Annotated in this window: 11 protein-coding genes; 4 read left to right on the plus strand and 7 right to left on the minus strand. The window is 73.1% G+C overall.

All coding sequences use genetic code 11. The annotated features are described in order from the left end of the window. The first annotated feature begins 120 nt into the window (after nucleotides 1–120). Together ACFZAX_RS31195 and ACFZAX_RS31200 are read left to right on the plus strand one after the other, a co-directional pair. Nucleotides 121–1,704 (plus strand): NCS1 family nucleobase:cation symporter, encoded by a 1,584-nt coding sequence (locus ACFZAX_RS31195; RefSeq protein ID WP_390965668.1) that lies wholly within the window; start codon nucleotides 121–123, stop codon nucleotides 1,702–1,704. Between the two features lie 164 nt (nucleotides 1,705–1,868). Beyond that, a complete protein-coding gene (locus tag ACFZAX_RS31200) occupies nucleotides 1,869–4,091 on the plus strand; it encodes an NADP-dependent isocitrate dehydrogenase (RefSeq protein ID WP_390965669.1) in 2,223 nt (740 codons plus the stop codon). A 74-nt stretch (nucleotides 4,092–4,165) separates the two neighbouring features. On the opposite strand, the gene ACFZAX_RS31205 is transcribed toward ACFZAX_RS31200, so the two are convergent. Continuing rightward, on the minus strand, nucleotides 4,166–4,834 hold the full coding sequence (locus tag ACFZAX_RS31205) for a TetR/AcrR family transcriptional regulator (RefSeq protein WP_390965670.1): 669 nt from the start codon (nucleotides 4,832–4,834) through the stop codon (nucleotides 4,166–4,168). A 163-nt stretch (nucleotides 4,835–4,997) separates the two neighbouring features. Between ACFZAX_RS31205 and ACFZAX_RS31210 the strand changes: the two genes are divergently transcribed. Further along, on the plus strand, nucleotides 4,998–6,026 hold the full coding sequence (locus ACFZAX_RS31210) for an LLM class flavin-dependent oxidoreductase (RefSeq protein WP_390965671.1): 1,029 nt from the start codon (nucleotides 4,998–5,000) through the stop codon (nucleotides 6,024–6,026). 57 nt (nucleotides 6,027–6,083) lie between these two features. Here ACFZAX_RS31210 and ACFZAX_RS31215 read toward each other — a convergent pair whose 3' ends face one another. Then, nucleotides 6,084–7,493 carry a hypothetical protein gene (locus tag ACFZAX_RS31215; RefSeq protein WP_390965672.1) on the minus strand — a complete coding sequence of 470 codons (1,410 nt, stop codon included), beginning with the start codon at nucleotides 7,491–7,493 and terminating at the stop codon, nucleotides 6,084–6,086. Nucleotides 7,494–7,654: 161 nt separating this feature from the next. Between ACFZAX_RS31215 and ACFZAX_RS31220 the strand changes: the two genes are divergently transcribed. Continuing rightward, a complete protein-coding gene (locus ACFZAX_RS31220) occupies nucleotides 7,655–8,905 on the plus strand; it encodes a molybdopterin-dependent oxidoreductase (protein ID WP_390965673.1) in 1,251 nt (416 codons plus the stop codon). A gap of 403 nt (nucleotides 8,906–9,308) precedes the next feature. Here ACFZAX_RS31220 and ACFZAX_RS31225 read toward each other — a convergent pair whose 3' ends face one another. From ACFZAX_RS31225 to ACFZAX_RS31245, 5 genes are all read right to left on the minus strand, one after another. Further along, nucleotides 9,309–10,121: a methyltransferase domain-containing protein gene (locus ACFZAX_RS31225; RefSeq protein ID WP_390965674.1), complete on the minus strand. Its 813-nt coding sequence runs from the start codon at nucleotides 10,119–10,121 to the stop codon at nucleotides 9,309–9,311. Further along, nucleotides 10,118–10,798: a DUF2064 domain-containing protein gene (locus ACFZAX_RS31230; RefSeq protein ID WP_390965675.1), complete on the minus strand. Its 681-nt coding sequence runs from the start codon at nucleotides 10,796–10,798 to the stop codon at nucleotides 10,118–10,120. Before ACFZAX_RS31230 ends, ACFZAX_RS31225 begins: the two co-directional genes overlap by 4 nt. Next, the gene (locus tag ACFZAX_RS31235) at nucleotides 10,795–11,538 is read right to left on the minus strand and encodes a glycosyltransferase (RefSeq protein WP_390965676.1); all 744 of its coding nucleotides are present in this window, start codon (nucleotides 11,536–11,538) and stop codon (nucleotides 10,795–10,797) included. The genes ACFZAX_RS31230 and ACFZAX_RS31235 overlap by 4 nt, the downstream gene beginning before the upstream one ends. A gap of 100 nt (nucleotides 11,539–11,638) precedes the next feature. Further along, nucleotides 11,639–12,733 carry an NAD-dependent epimerase/dehydratase family protein gene (locus tag ACFZAX_RS31240; RefSeq protein WP_390965677.1) on the minus strand — a complete coding sequence of 365 codons (1,095 nt, stop codon included), beginning with the start codon at nucleotides 12,731–12,733 and terminating at the stop codon, nucleotides 11,639–11,641. A 119-nt stretch (nucleotides 12,734–12,852) separates the two neighbouring features. Continuing rightward, a partial coding sequence (locus ACFZAX_RS31245) for an ABC transporter permease (protein ID WP_390965678.1) occupies nucleotides 12,853–13,563 on the minus strand: 711 nt, incomplete at its 5' end.

The raw sequence follows: 13,563 nt of genomic DNA on the forward strand, positions 1-13,563 counted from the left end.
CGAGACTCCCCGCCCGCCCCGCACCGGCTGTACGTACGTCCCGGGCCCGGCACCGCACCCCGGCCCCGGGTCCCGTCCGCGCCCCGCACGGCACCACTCCCGAGCGAAGGGTCCAGCCGCATGACAGCAACCACCCCACCCACACCGCCCACCCCACCGACCCCGCCCATGCCGCCGTCGTCGCCCGCGCCGCCGGGCGAGGCACCCGCGGGCAGCGGCGCCGACCGCTCCGGGCGGGTCGCCCTGGCCCCGGGGGAGGTGCCCCGCCATCCGTCCTTCGTCAACGAGGACCTGCTCCCCGTCCCCCTGGAACGGCGCACCTGGACCACGTACAACTTCGCCGCCCTCTGGATCGGGATGGCACACAACATCCCGTCCTGGCTGCTCGCCTCCGGGCTCGTCGCCCTCGGCATGGACTGGAAGCAGGCCGTCCTCACCATCGCGCTGGCCAACGTGATCGTGCTGCTGCCGATGCTGCTGACCGGGCACGCGGGGCCCAAGTACGGCATCCCGTTCCCCGTGCTGGCCCGCGCCTCGTTCGGGCTGCGGGGCGCCAATTTGCCGGCCCTGATCCGGGCGGCCGTCGCCTGCGCGTGGTTCGGCATCCAGACCTGGATCGGCGGGGTGGGGGTCTTCACACTGCTCGGCAAGATCTTCGGAGGCTGGGCCGACGCCTCCACCGTCGGCGGCCAGCCGTGGACGCTCTGGCTCTGCTTCGTCCTCTTCTGGGCCCTCGAACTCGCCATCATCCACCGGGGCATGGAGACCCTGCGCCGGTTCGAGAGCTGGGCCGCGCCCTTCGTGATCGTCGGCGCGGTCGTGCTGCTGGTCTGGATCGCGGTGAAGGCCGGCGGGTTCGGGCCGCTGCTGGACCAGCCCTCCGAGCTCGGCTGGGGGAGCGACTTCTGGCCGGTCTTCTTCCCGTCCCTGATGGGCATGATCGGCTTCTGGTCCACCCTCTCCCTCAACATCCCCGACTTCACCCGCTTCGGCGCGGGCCAGAGCGCCCAGGTCCGGGGACAGACCCTCGGCCTGCCGACCACCATGCCGTTCTTCGCCCTGCTGTCCGTCCTCGTCACCTCCGGCTCGCAGGCCGTGTACGGGGAGGCGATCTGGGACCCGGTCCAGCTCGTCTCGAAGACCGACAACGTCTTCGGGCTCCTCTTCGGTCTGGTGACCGTGCTCGTCGCCACCCTTTCCGTGAACATCGCGGCCAACGTCGTCTCGCCCGCCTACGACCTCGCCAACGTCGTCCCGAAGCTGATCGGCTTCCGCACCGGGGCGCTCGTCACCGGTGTCGTCGGCGTGCTGATGATGCCGTGGAAGCTCACCGAGACGCCCGAGCTGTACATCTACACCTGGCTCGGCCTGGTGGGCGGCCTGCTCGGTACGGTCGCGGGCATCCTCATCGCCGACTACTGGTACGTCCGCCGCACGGTGCTCGACCTGCCGGACCTGTACGAGCCGGGCGGGCGCTACTGGTACCGGGGCGGATGGAACTGGAAAGCCGTCGCGGCCTTCCTCGTCGGCGGCCTTCTCGCGGTCGGCGGCTCGCACTCCGCACCCGGCGCGGGCCCCTTCCCGAGGGACGGCATCGTGCCCTTCCTCAAGCCCCTCGCCGACTACGGATGGGCGGTCGGCCTCGTCTCGTCGCTCGTGCTGTACGCCCTGCTCAGCGGCGCGAAGACCGCCCGGGAGGCCTGACCGGGAATCTCCGCCGGAGGCCGGGTCCGCTCCCCGGGACCCGGCCTCCGCCACGGGGCGGACCGGGGCGTGAGCACGCGGGTACGGGGTCCCTTGTGGAGACCGGACCGGTCACGAGATATCTTGATGTCAAGCAATGTTGCAGACGTGGAGCGGAGCACCCGGTGACTGACTCGACCATCATCTATACGCACACCGACGAGGCCCCTGCCCTGGCGACGTACTCGTTCCTGCCCGTCGTCGAGGCCTACGCCTCGACCGCCGGTGTCACGGTCGAGCGCCGCGACATCTCCCTCGCGGGCCGGATCATCGCCAGCTTCCCGGAGCGCCTCACGGCCGACCAGCGTATCGATGACGCGCTCGCCGAGCTGGGCGAGCTGGCCAAGACGCCGGGCGCCAACATCATCAAGCTGCCGAACATCTCGGCCTCGATCCCGCAGCTCAAGGCCGCCGTGGCCGAGCTCCAGGCGCAGGGCTACGCCCTCCCGGACTACCCGGACGACCCGCAGACCGAGGAGGACGAGGACGTCCGCGCCCGGTACGACAAGGTCAAGGGCAGCGCCGTCAACCCCGTCCTGCGCGAGGGCAACTCCGACCGCCGCGCCCCCGCGTCGGTCAAGAACTACGCCAAGGCCCACCCGCACCGCATGGGCGCCTGGACGGCCGACTCGAAGACGAACGTCGCCACCATGGGCGTCGACGACTTCCGCTCCACCGAGAAGTCCGCCGTGATCGCCGAGGACGGCTCGCTCCGCATCGAGCTCGTCGGTGACGACGGCTCCACCACCGTGCTCCGCGAGTCGGTCCCGGTCCTGGCCGGCGAGGTCGTCGACGCCGCCGTCATGCGCGTCGCCGCGCTGCGCGAGTTCTTCACCGCGCAGGTCGCCCGCGCCAAGTCCGAGGGCGTCCTCTTCTCGGTGCACCTCAAGGCCACCATGATGAAGGTCTCCGACCCGATCATCTTCGGCCACGTGGTCCGCGCCTTCTTCCCGAACACCTTCGCCAAGTACGGCGACGTGCTCGCGGCCGCCGGCCTCACCCCGAACGACGGCCTCGGCGGCATCCTGAAGGGCCTCGACTCCCTGCCCGAGGGCGGCGCCGAGATCAAGGCCTCCTTCGAGGCCGAGCTCGCCGAGGGCCCGGCCCTCGCGATGGTCGACTCCGACAAGGGCATCACCAACCTGCACGTCCCCAGCGACGTCATCGTCGACGCCTCCATGCCGGCCATGATCCGTACCTCCGGCCACATGTGGGGCCCGGACGGCAACGAGGCCGACACCCTCGCCGTGCTGCCCGACAGCAGCTACGCCGGTGTCTACCAGGTCGTCATCGACGACTGCCGCGCCAACGGCGCCTACAACCCGTCGACCATGGGCTCCGTGCCCAACGTCGGTCTGATGGCGCAGAAGGCCGAGGAGTACGGCAGCCACGACAAGACCTTCGAGATCCCGGTCACCGGCACCGTCCGCGTGGTCGACGCCAAGGGTGACGCCGTCCTGGAGCAGGCCGTCGGCGCCGGCGACATCTTCCGCATGTGCCAGACCAAGGACCTGCCGATCCAGGACTGGGTCAAGCTGGCCGTCACCCGCGCCCGCGCCACCGGCGTCCCGGCCGTGTTCTGGCTGGACGAGACCCGCGCGCACGACGCCAACCTCATCGCCAAGGTGAAGACGTACCTCGCCGAGCACGACACGGACGGCCTGGACATCTCCATCAAGTCGCCGGAGGAGGCCACCGCCTTCTCGCTGGAGCGGATCCGCCGCGGCGAGGACACCATCTCGGTGACCGGCAACGTCCTCCGCGACTACCTCACGGACCTCTTCCCGATCCTGGAGCTGGGCACCAGCGCCAAGATGCTCTCCGTGGTCCCGCTGATGAACGGCGGCGGCCTCTTCGAGACGGGCGCCGGCGGCTCGGCCCCGAAGCACGTCCAGCAGCTCGTCAAGGAGGACTACCTCCGCTGGGACAGCCTCGGTGAGTTCCTCGCCCTGGCCGTCAGCTTCGAGCACCTCGCCCAGACCACCGGCAACGCCCGCGCCCAGGTCCTCGCCGACACCCTGGACCGCGCCACCGGCACGTTCCTGAACGAGGACAAGTCCCCGAGCCGCAAGCTCGGCGGCATCGACAACCGCGGCAGCCACTTCTTCCTCTCCCTGTACTGGGCGCAGGAGCTGGCCGCGCAGACCGACGACGCCCAGCTCGCCGAGGCGTTCGCGCCGCTGGCCAAGACCCTCACCGAGCAGGCGGACACCATCGTCGCCGAGCTGAACGCGGTGCAGGGCTCCCCGGTCGACATCGGCGGCTACTACCAGCCCGACCCGGAGAAGGCCGCCGCCGTCATGCGCCCCTCGGCGACTTTCAACCAGGCGATCGCGACCCTCGCCTGATCCGGTCGCCCGGGTGAGCGCGCGCACCGCCGCCCGCACCACCCACCGCACGTACGCCTCCGCCCCGGCCAGGGTCACCCGGCCGGGGCGGAGGCGTGTCCGGGACCGTGCGGTCCGGGAGGCCCCGGCGGACGCGCCGGACGCGCCAGCCACTCCGGCAGGACGCGGAGAAGGATCCGGGCGAGCGCGTCCGGATCACGTGGCGGGGTGGTCTCCAGCCAGGTCTGGAGCACGCCGATGATGCCGAAACCCAGGAAGCGGCTGTACGCGGTGAGCGCCGGCTCGTCCCACGCCGGACCGGGCGGCACCAGCGAAGGCCGGGCGTCGAGCAGCGAGACGACCGACGCGGTGAAGTGGCGACTCAGCAGGCGGGTGAGTACGGGGCTCCGCCCGTCGGGCAGCCCCGTGGTGAAGATGTCCTCGTACCGCCCGAACCAGTCGAGGAAGTCGCGCGCGATCTCCTCCCACACCCGGTCGAAGGGCAAGGACGGATCCGCGGCGTTCTCGGTGAGCATGCGGCGCATGGCATCGAGATCACCGACGAGCGCCTGCTCCAGGGCGTCCGCCGGGCTGCTCGCGTGGTGGTAGAAGGTCGTGCGATTGAGCCCGGCGGTGCGGGTCACCTCCGCGACCGTCACCGACTCGACGGGCTGCGCGGCTGCCAGCAGCAGAACGGCCTCCCGCAGCATGCGCCTGCTGCGCAGGACGCGGACATCGGTCATGTCCGCCTTCGGGCGACTCATGCCCCGCAACGTACCCCCGCCATGAGGTTGATCAACACCAGTCGTCCAGCGGGTGGCAGACCGATCCCGCAACACTGCCGCCATCTTCCGCCCGCCCCCGCCTGCCAGAATGGGCACGGCTCAGCCGCCCGGCAGGAAGCCGTGAACGACGACGGAGGAACGCGTGCCGCCCACCTCGAAACCGCTGCGCAAGCTCGGGTTCCTCACGATCGGCCTGTTCGACGGCGCGGACCCGCGCCCCGGCCACGAGTCGACCCTGCGCATCATCGAACTGGGCGAGCGACTCGGCTTCGACAGCGCCTGGGTGAGGCACCGCCATCTCCAGTACGGCATCTCCTCCCCGATGGCCGTCCTCGCGGCGGCCACCCAGCGCACCAACCGCATCCACCTCGGTACCGCCGTCATCCCGCTCGGCTGGGAGAACCCGCTCCGCCTCGCCGAGGACCTGGCGACCGTGGACGTCCTCTCCGGAGGCCGCCTGGAACCGGGCGTCAGCGTGGGGCCGCCGATGCACTTCGACCGGGTCAGGGACGCCCTCTACCCGGACACGGCCGCCGACGAGGACTTCAGCCACGAACGGGTACGCCGGCTGCTCGACTTCGTACGTGGCGAGCGTGCCACCGCCTTCAGCGGCACCGAGGGGATCGAGGTGTTCTCCGACCGCGTCGAACCCCACGCCCCGGGCCTCCGCGACCGCATGTGGTACGGCGCCGGCAGCCTCCGGTCCGCCCGGTGGGCCGGCGAGAACGGGATGAACCTGCTGACGAGCAGCGTGGTGAAGGCGGAGGACGCCGGTGCTTCAGCGGACTTCGCCGAGATCCAGCTCTCCCACATCCGGAGCTTCCGCGCCCACCACCCCGACGCCGACCGGGCGCGCGTCTCCCAGGGGCTCGTGGTCATCCCCACCGACTCCGCCACCCCCGCCCAGCGCGCCAAGTACGAGGAGTACGCCCGGAGCCGGGCACCCCGCACCACCGCCCCGCAGGGACCCGCGCGCATGATGTTCGCCCCCGACCTCGTGGGCACCTCGGAGCAACTCGCCGAGCGACTCCATGCCCACGCGGCGTTCCGGGAGGTCGACGAGGTCGCGTTCGCCCTGCCGTTCAGCTTCGAGCACGAGGACTACGTCCAGATCCTCCACGACATGGCGGGCGTTCTCGGGCCGGCGCTGGGGTGGAAGCCCGCGGGGTGAGGCGTCGCAGGTGCTCCGCGGGCGCCTTCGCGGCCGGCTCCCCGGAGCCCGCCCTCGTCACCAGCTCGTCCGCAGCAGATGGTTGACCAGGAGCGCCAGCACCACCTGGGCGCCGAGCCAGCCGCGCCGGCGGCGATCGGGCAGCGCGGCGGCGGCGGGCAGCAGCCAGAGGACGAAGGGCAGCCAGATGCGCTCCGTCTCGGCCTTGCTCATTCCCGACAGGTCGGCCACGACGACGGCCAGCGCCGCCGCCAGCGTGAGTACGGCGAGCCGCTGCGCCCCGGCGAGCGGCCGGCCGGTCCGTAGCGCCCGTACGGCTCCGGGCGCGGCGACCGCCGACCGGCGCAGCCCGGCCACCGTGGCCAGGCCGGCGGAGACGGTGACGGCCGCGAGGTTGGCCCAGACCCAGTACGCGTACGGCCGCTTGCCGCCCACCCCCTGGTGGTACCGCTCCACCAGCAGCGGATACGCGTCCCACCAGTGGAACCCCGCCAGGGTGAAGAGCGCGGGCACCACCAGCGATCCGGCGGCGAAGGCGGGCAGCGGGCGGACCGTCCGGGCGAGCACCAGGACGGTCGCCAGCAGGAGACCGGTCAGCGGGAGTCCGTAACTCAGGTAGCAGACCAGCCCGAACAGCAGACCCGACCCGGCCGCCGCCGTCACCGGGAAGCGGGTCGTGCGGGTCGCCGACATCGCGAGCAGCGCCATCGACCAGCCGGCGACCGCCGCGAACGCGGCGTCGGCCGAGACGCCCGCCCAGATCGCCCCCGGCGCGAGGACGAGGAACGGCGCCGCCTTCCGGGCGATCCGCTCGCCGGCCAGCGCCCGCAGGGTGACCAGCGCGGCGGCGGCGGCGGTCGCCGCGAGCACGACGCAGCAGACCGCCGCCCACACCGCCCCGCCGAGACCGATCCGGTCCAGGAACACGAACGGCAGAGTGGCGCCCGGCGGATGCCCGGCCACGTGGGTCGGCCAGTTGCCGGGCCGCCCCATCACGATGTGGTCCTCGAAGGTGCGCAGGGCGGCGCCGATGTCGTGGAACCCGGCGACGCCCGCCAGGTACTCGTGACGGCTGGTCAGTTTGAGGGCGAATCCGCTCCGCCAGCCGTCGACCAGCGCGAGCGAGAGGATCCAGGCGGCGGAGACCGCCCACGAGAGGGCGAGCAGCCCGCGCCAGCGCGTCCGGACGGCCACCCGGGGGCCGACGCCGACGGCGAGCACGGCCAGCGCGAGTGCCGCCGGTGTACCGGGCCCTACGTGCGGGTCCCACGAGGCGATCAGGGGCGGCCACCCCGCGTAGAGGGACCCGTCGCCGTTCACGGCCCAGCCGACGAGCGCCGCCACCGCGACCAGCACCGCGCCTCCGGCCGCGGCCGTCAGGTCCCGGTGTCCCGCGCGGTCCGCCGCACTCACGTTCTCCGCGGCTGCCGTTCCTCCGGCGCGTCCGGCGCGCTCCTCGGTCCTCACCCCGGCACGCTAAGCCTCCGGAAGCCGATTCCCCAGCCGACCGGGCCGCTTCGCGCGGCGGGTCGTCACCGGGCCGCCGTGCTCCCGCGCACGGAGCAACGCGCCCGCACGGCGAACGGCGCGTCCCCGCACCCACAGGGCCCGCACTCTACGGTCGCACCATGGGTGACCTCGTACGACGTTTCAAGGCCCTGCCCGGCCCGACGCGACCGGACTTCTGGCGCAGCCCGCTACGTGGAGCCCGGTTCACCGCCGTGCTCGGCGTCGTCCTGCTCGTCGGACTGACCCTGGTGGCGGTCACCGGGCTCCTCTCCTACGCCTCGTACAACCCCGATCTCGCGGCCGTCAACGACAAGACGCCCGACAAGGGGCTGCTCGGTTTCTACCTGTTCTCCTGGCCGACCGACCCGCACTGGCTCTACCGGCTCACCCAGGGCGTGCACGTCACCCTCGGCACCGCGCTGGTCCCCCTGCTGCTCGCCAAGCTCTGGTCGGTGATCCCCCGGCTCTTCGCGCTCCCGCCGGTCCGGTCCCCGGGACACGCGCTGGAACGGCTCTCCATCGTGCTGCTGGTCGGCGGCGCGCTCTTCCAGTTCGTCACCGGGCTCCTCAACATCCAGCTGGAGTACGTCTTCCCCGGCTCCTTCTACCGGCTCCACTTCTACGGAGCGTGGGTCTTCCTGGCCGGCTTCCTCAGCCACACCGCGCTCAAGCTCCCGAAGGCCGTACGGGTCCTGCGCGCCGGGATCCCGGCCGGGGAGACGGACACCCTGGCGGCGCCCGCGCCCGCCCCGACGACGCTCTCCAGGCGCGGCGCGTTCGCCATGGTGGGCGCCGGGTCGCTGGTGCTGCTGGCCACCACGGCCGGCCGCAGCTCCGACGCACTGCGCCCCACCGCCCTGCTCACCCCGCACGGGGTCGAGGACCCGGGCAGCGGGCCGAACGGCTTCCAGATCAACAAGACCGCCGCCTCCGTGCACATCCGCCCCGCCGACATCGGACCGGCCTGGCGCCTGACCGTACGGGGCCCGGCCGGCACCTTCCGTTTCACCCGGGCCCAACTGCTCGCCATGGACCAGACGAGCGCGGCGCTCCCGATCGCCTGCGTGGAAGGCTGGTCCACCTCCGACCAGTGGTGGCGCGGGGTGCCGCTGCGGGACCTGGCGGCGATCGCCGGCTTCCTGGACGACCCCCCGGGCGTCCTGGTGGAATCCGTACAGAGCACCGGCTCGTTCCGCCGGGCCGCCCTGCGCGACAACCAGGTGCGCGACGGCCGCTCGCTGCTCGCCCTGGAGGTCAACGGCGAGACGCTGTCGGCCGACCACGGCCACCCGGCGCGGATCATCGTGCCGGCCGCCCCCGGAGTGATGAACACCAAATGGGTCGGGTCCCTGACCTTCGGAGACCTGTGACCGGCCACGAGCGGGACCCGGACGGGGCAGCCGGCGACCGGACACGGAGCACGGCGACCCGCCCGCGCGGCATGCGCCCCTTCCGGCGCCGGTACGGCGGGGGGCCGCTGCACCTGCTGCTCCTGGCCGCGACCTTCGCCCTGACCGGGTACGCCGGGATCAGGCTCCTGCACGGCGAGACCCTGCGGATCGTCCTCTGGTTCGCCGGTGCGGCCGTGGTGCACGACCTCGTCCTGCTGCCGGTGTACTCGACGGCCGACCGCGCCCTGCGCGTGGCGCTGGGGACGCGGCCGGGCCGCGGTGGTGACCGGGTCGACTTCGTACGGGTACCGGCGTTCCTCTCCCTGCTGCTCCTGGTGGTCCAGTTCCCGCTGGTCGCCCGGCTCTCCGAGCGCTACGAGCCCTACACCGGGCTCTCCGTCGACGTCTTCCTCGGCAACTGGCTCCTCGTCACCGGGGTGCTCTTCGCCGTCTCGGCGCTCTGGCTGGTCCTGTCCACGTGGCGGGGGAGCGGCCGGGCGTCCCGGCGGCGCAGGGAGACGAAGGGGCGCCCGTCGGACTCCCACTGATCGACCGCCCGCCACCCCTGCGGACAGGCGTGGCGCAGCAGGGCCGGGGTACCCAGCCGGGCCCACGGGAACGGCGCCGGCGGGGGCTCGGGACGCCGGGTGCCGAGGGCGTCGGCCGAGGCGGGGCTTCCGTCGTGGAGATGGACCTCGGACTGCTCGTCCAGGTCGAGCGGGTGCGTCTCCACGATGAGGAGCCCGCCCGGGGCGAGCAGCGCCTCCACCCGCTCCAGCAGCGCGGAGGGATCCCCGCCGATACCGATGTTGCCGTCCACGAGCAGCACCGTGCCCCACCGTCCCTCGCCCGGCAGCCGGTCGAACACGCTGCGCCGCAGGGCCCACCCGCCGAGACCGCGGGTACGGGCCACCGCGGCCTCGCTCACGTCGATGCCGAGCGCCCGGTGACCGCGCCGGCCGAGCGCGGCCACCAGGCGGCCCGGTCCGCAGCCGATGTCGAGCACCGGTCCCTCGCAGCGGCGCAGCGCCGACAGGTCGGCGTCGTCGGCGCTCAGGCACCAGCGCTCCACGTCCAGCGGCATCAGCAGGCCGTCCGTGCGGCGGAGGAAGAGCGGCCCGCGGCCGGAGCGGAGGGCGTTCGCGTACGGGTCGGCCGCCCAGGGCACGTTGCCCGCGACCTGGGAGTTGCTCATCGGGCCACCGTCCGGTTCAACCGGCCGAGCGTCGCGGCGAACCGCCCGTGCGGTGCGAGCCCGGCGACCCGTACCGCGTCCTCGGCGGTGTCCACGTCGCGGAGCCGGTCCAGCTCACGGACGCTCAGCCCGGCGCCGAGCAGCCGCGCACGCTGCACCGCGCCGGTCTCGGGTACGGACATGGGGACGCCCCGCAGCAGAGCGGGGTCCGGGGACGCGAGCCCCAGGGCCCAGAACCCGCCGTCCTCCGCCTCGCCGAACCAGGCGTCGCACCGGTCCCACCCGTCCGGCGCCAACGCGGGCGCCAGATGGGCCGGTTCGATCTGTGGAGTGTCCATGCCGATGAGGAGCGCCGGACCGTCGCAGCCTCCGAAAGCCCCGGCGAGCCGTTCGTCCAGACCGCCGGAGCACTGCGGCACGACGTCGATGCCCGGAGGCAGCCAGGGGCCTGGCCCGCCCTCCAGGACCAGGACCCGGCGCGCGGCGGGCAGCGAGAGCACGGCCAGCAGGGTGTCCGCGAGGGACGCGGCCGCGAGCTCCGCCGCCTCCTCGGGGCTGAACGGCGGGGTGAGCCTGGTCTTGACCCGCCCGGGAACCGGCTCCTTCGCGAGGACCAGCACCGTGGTCGGTCCCGGGGGGAGCGAGGTGTCGGCGGAGGCCGGCGTGTACGGGGTCATCGACACGACTCCGTCCGTACGGCGGTGCGCGCCAGGGGTGGTTCCCGCAGCACCGCACGCATGTCGCGCACCGCGTGCCAGGTGCCCCGCCAGGTCCCGGTGACCTTTGACCTGCCCGTTCGGGGACGGTACGGGACGTCGGCCTCCACGATTCTGAGCCCGGAGTCCGAGGCCCGCACCACCATCTGGAGCGGGTACCCGCTGCGGCGGTCGGTGAGGCCGAGGGCCAGCAGGTCCGTCCGGCGCGCCGCGCGCAGCGGGCCGAGGTCGCGCAGCCGCAGCCCCGTCCGGCGCCGCAGCATCCGGGCGAGCGCGAGGTTGCCGAGCCGGGCGTGCAGCGGCCAGGCGCCCCGCCCCTCGGGACGGCGGCGGCCCAGCACGAGATCGCAGGTCCCGGAGGCGACCCGCTGGACGAACGGGGGCAGCAGGCCGGGGTCGAGCGAGTCGTCGCAGTCGCAGAAGCAGACGAACTCCGCCTCGGCGGCGGCGAGCCCGGCATGGCACGCCGAGCCGAAGCCGCGGCGGGGCTCGTGCACGACGGTGGCGCCGAGCGAACGCGCCACCTCCGCCGAGCCGTCGGTCGAACCGTTGTCGACGACGATCGCGCGCCAGCCGGCCGGGATGCGGGCCAGCACCCGGGGGAGGGCGGCGGCTTCGTCGAGGCAGGGCAGCACCACGTCGACGGAGAAAAGGGTGGGCGTGGGAGTGGGAGTGAGGGAGTTGGTCGAGGTGTCGGTCACCCGGCTCACCCTATGGAGATGGATCGGACATTTGCTGGCATATGGGCCAGTCGAAACGGTGGCGTCGGTCGCGCGGCCATCCCTGGGCCGTGTCCCTCCGTCAGGCGTCCGCGAGCCGGGCGCCGCCCGGGGGCGCGACCGCCGCTCCCCGCTGCGGGGCGGCGGCGAACTCCGCCATGCCCTCGGCGAACCCCACCTTCGGCAGCCAGCCCAGTTCCGCGCGCAGCCGACCGGAGTCGGCCGTCACGTGGCGGACGTCCCCGAGCCGGAACTCCCCGGTGACGACCGGCGGCGGACCGCCGTGCGCGGCGGCGAGCGCCGCTGCCATCTCCCCGATGGTGTGTGGCTCCCCGCTCCCGGTGTTGTAGGTGGTGAGGGCCCCGGATGCCCGCCGGGGCGGGGCGGTCAGCGCGGTCACGGCGGCTGCGGCGACATCGGTCACGTGCACGAAGTCGCGCCGCTGGCCGCCGTCCTCGAAGACCCGGGGCGCCTCACCGCGTGCCAGCGCGGAGCGGAACAGTGAGGCGACCCCGGCGTACGGGGTGTCGCGCGGCATCCCCGGCCCGTACACGTTGTGGTAGCGGAGCGACACCGCCCGGCCGTCCGTCGCGCGCGCCCACGCGGCGGCCAGGTGCTCCTGGGCGAGTTTGCTGGCGGCGTAGACGTTCCGGGGATCCGCCGGGGCGTCCTCGGGGACCAGCCCCGGTACGAGATCCGACCCGCAGGACGGGCAGCGGGGTTCGAAGCGGCCCGCCTCCAGATCGTGCCGGGCGCGCGGCCCCGGCCGGACGGGCCCGTGCCGCAGGCAGTCGTACTTTCCCTCGCCGTACACCACCATCGACCCGGCCAGCACCAGATCCCGGACCCCGGCCGCCGCCATCGCGGCGAGCAGCACCGCCGTGCCCAGGTCGTTGCAGCCGACGTAGAGCGGTGCGTCGGCGAAGTCCTTGCCCAGCCCGACCATCGCCGCCTGGTGGCAGACCGCGTCGACACCCGCCAGCGCGCCGGCCACTGCCGCGGGGTCCCGCACGTCACCGACGACCAGCCGCTCGTACGGCCCTTCAGGTACGGTGCCGCCGGGATGGGCCGAGGGCAGCAACGCGTCGATCACCACCACCTGATGCCCGGCCGCTACCAGGGCCTCGGTGATGTGCGACCCGATGAATCCGGCTCCGCCTGTGACGAGTACACGCATGGCGCCACGTTAGGCCGTGTCCGGCCGTTCGCGTCGGACCGGCGAGGGGTGTTCCCGCACAGGAGCCGGCGGCGCACTCCGACGGGGTGTCGGGTGCGCCGCCGAGCCGGGGGTCCGGGTCACTTCGGGTCGCGGTCGAAGAGAGAGGTGGACCAGAAGTAGCCGAGCAGGGCAAGCCCGAGGCACCAGCCGACGGCGATGAGGCCGTTGTTACCGATTTCGGTGCCGAGCAGGAGTCCGCGCAGGGTCTCGATGGCCGGGGTGAAGGGCTGGTACTCGGCGACCGGCCGGAACCAGCCGGGCATCGCGTCCACCGGGACGAAGGCGCTGGAGAGGAGCGGCAGGATCATCAGCGGCATCGCGTTGTTGCTCGCCGCCTCGACGTTCGGGCTGGAGAGGCCCATGCCGACCGCGATCCAGGTGAGCGCCAGGGAGACGAGCGCCAGCAGCCCCACCGCCGCCAGCCACTCCAGGACGGTGGCATCGGTGGACCGGAACCCGATGGCCACCGCGACGGCCCCGACGAGGACCACGCTCAGCACACACTGCAGCACGCTGCCGACGACGTGTCCGACGAGGACCGATCCCCGGTGGATCGCCATGGTGCGGAAGCGGGCGATGATGCCCTCGGTCATGTCCATGGAGACGGAGACCGCGCTGCCGATGGTGGTTCCGCCGATGGTCAGCATCAGGATGCCGGGGACGATGTACTTCAGGTACTCGGAACGGTCCGCGCCGCCGCCGATGCCCGCGCTCATGGTGTCGCCGAAGATGTAGACGAAGAGCAGCAGCAGCATGATCGGCGTGAGCAGCAGGTTGAGGGTGAGCGA

It is taken from the genome of Streptomyces sp. NPDC008125 (assembly GCF_042957125.1).
Classification (GTDB): Bacteria; Actinomycetota; Actinomycetes; order Streptomycetales; family Streptomycetaceae; genus Streptomyces.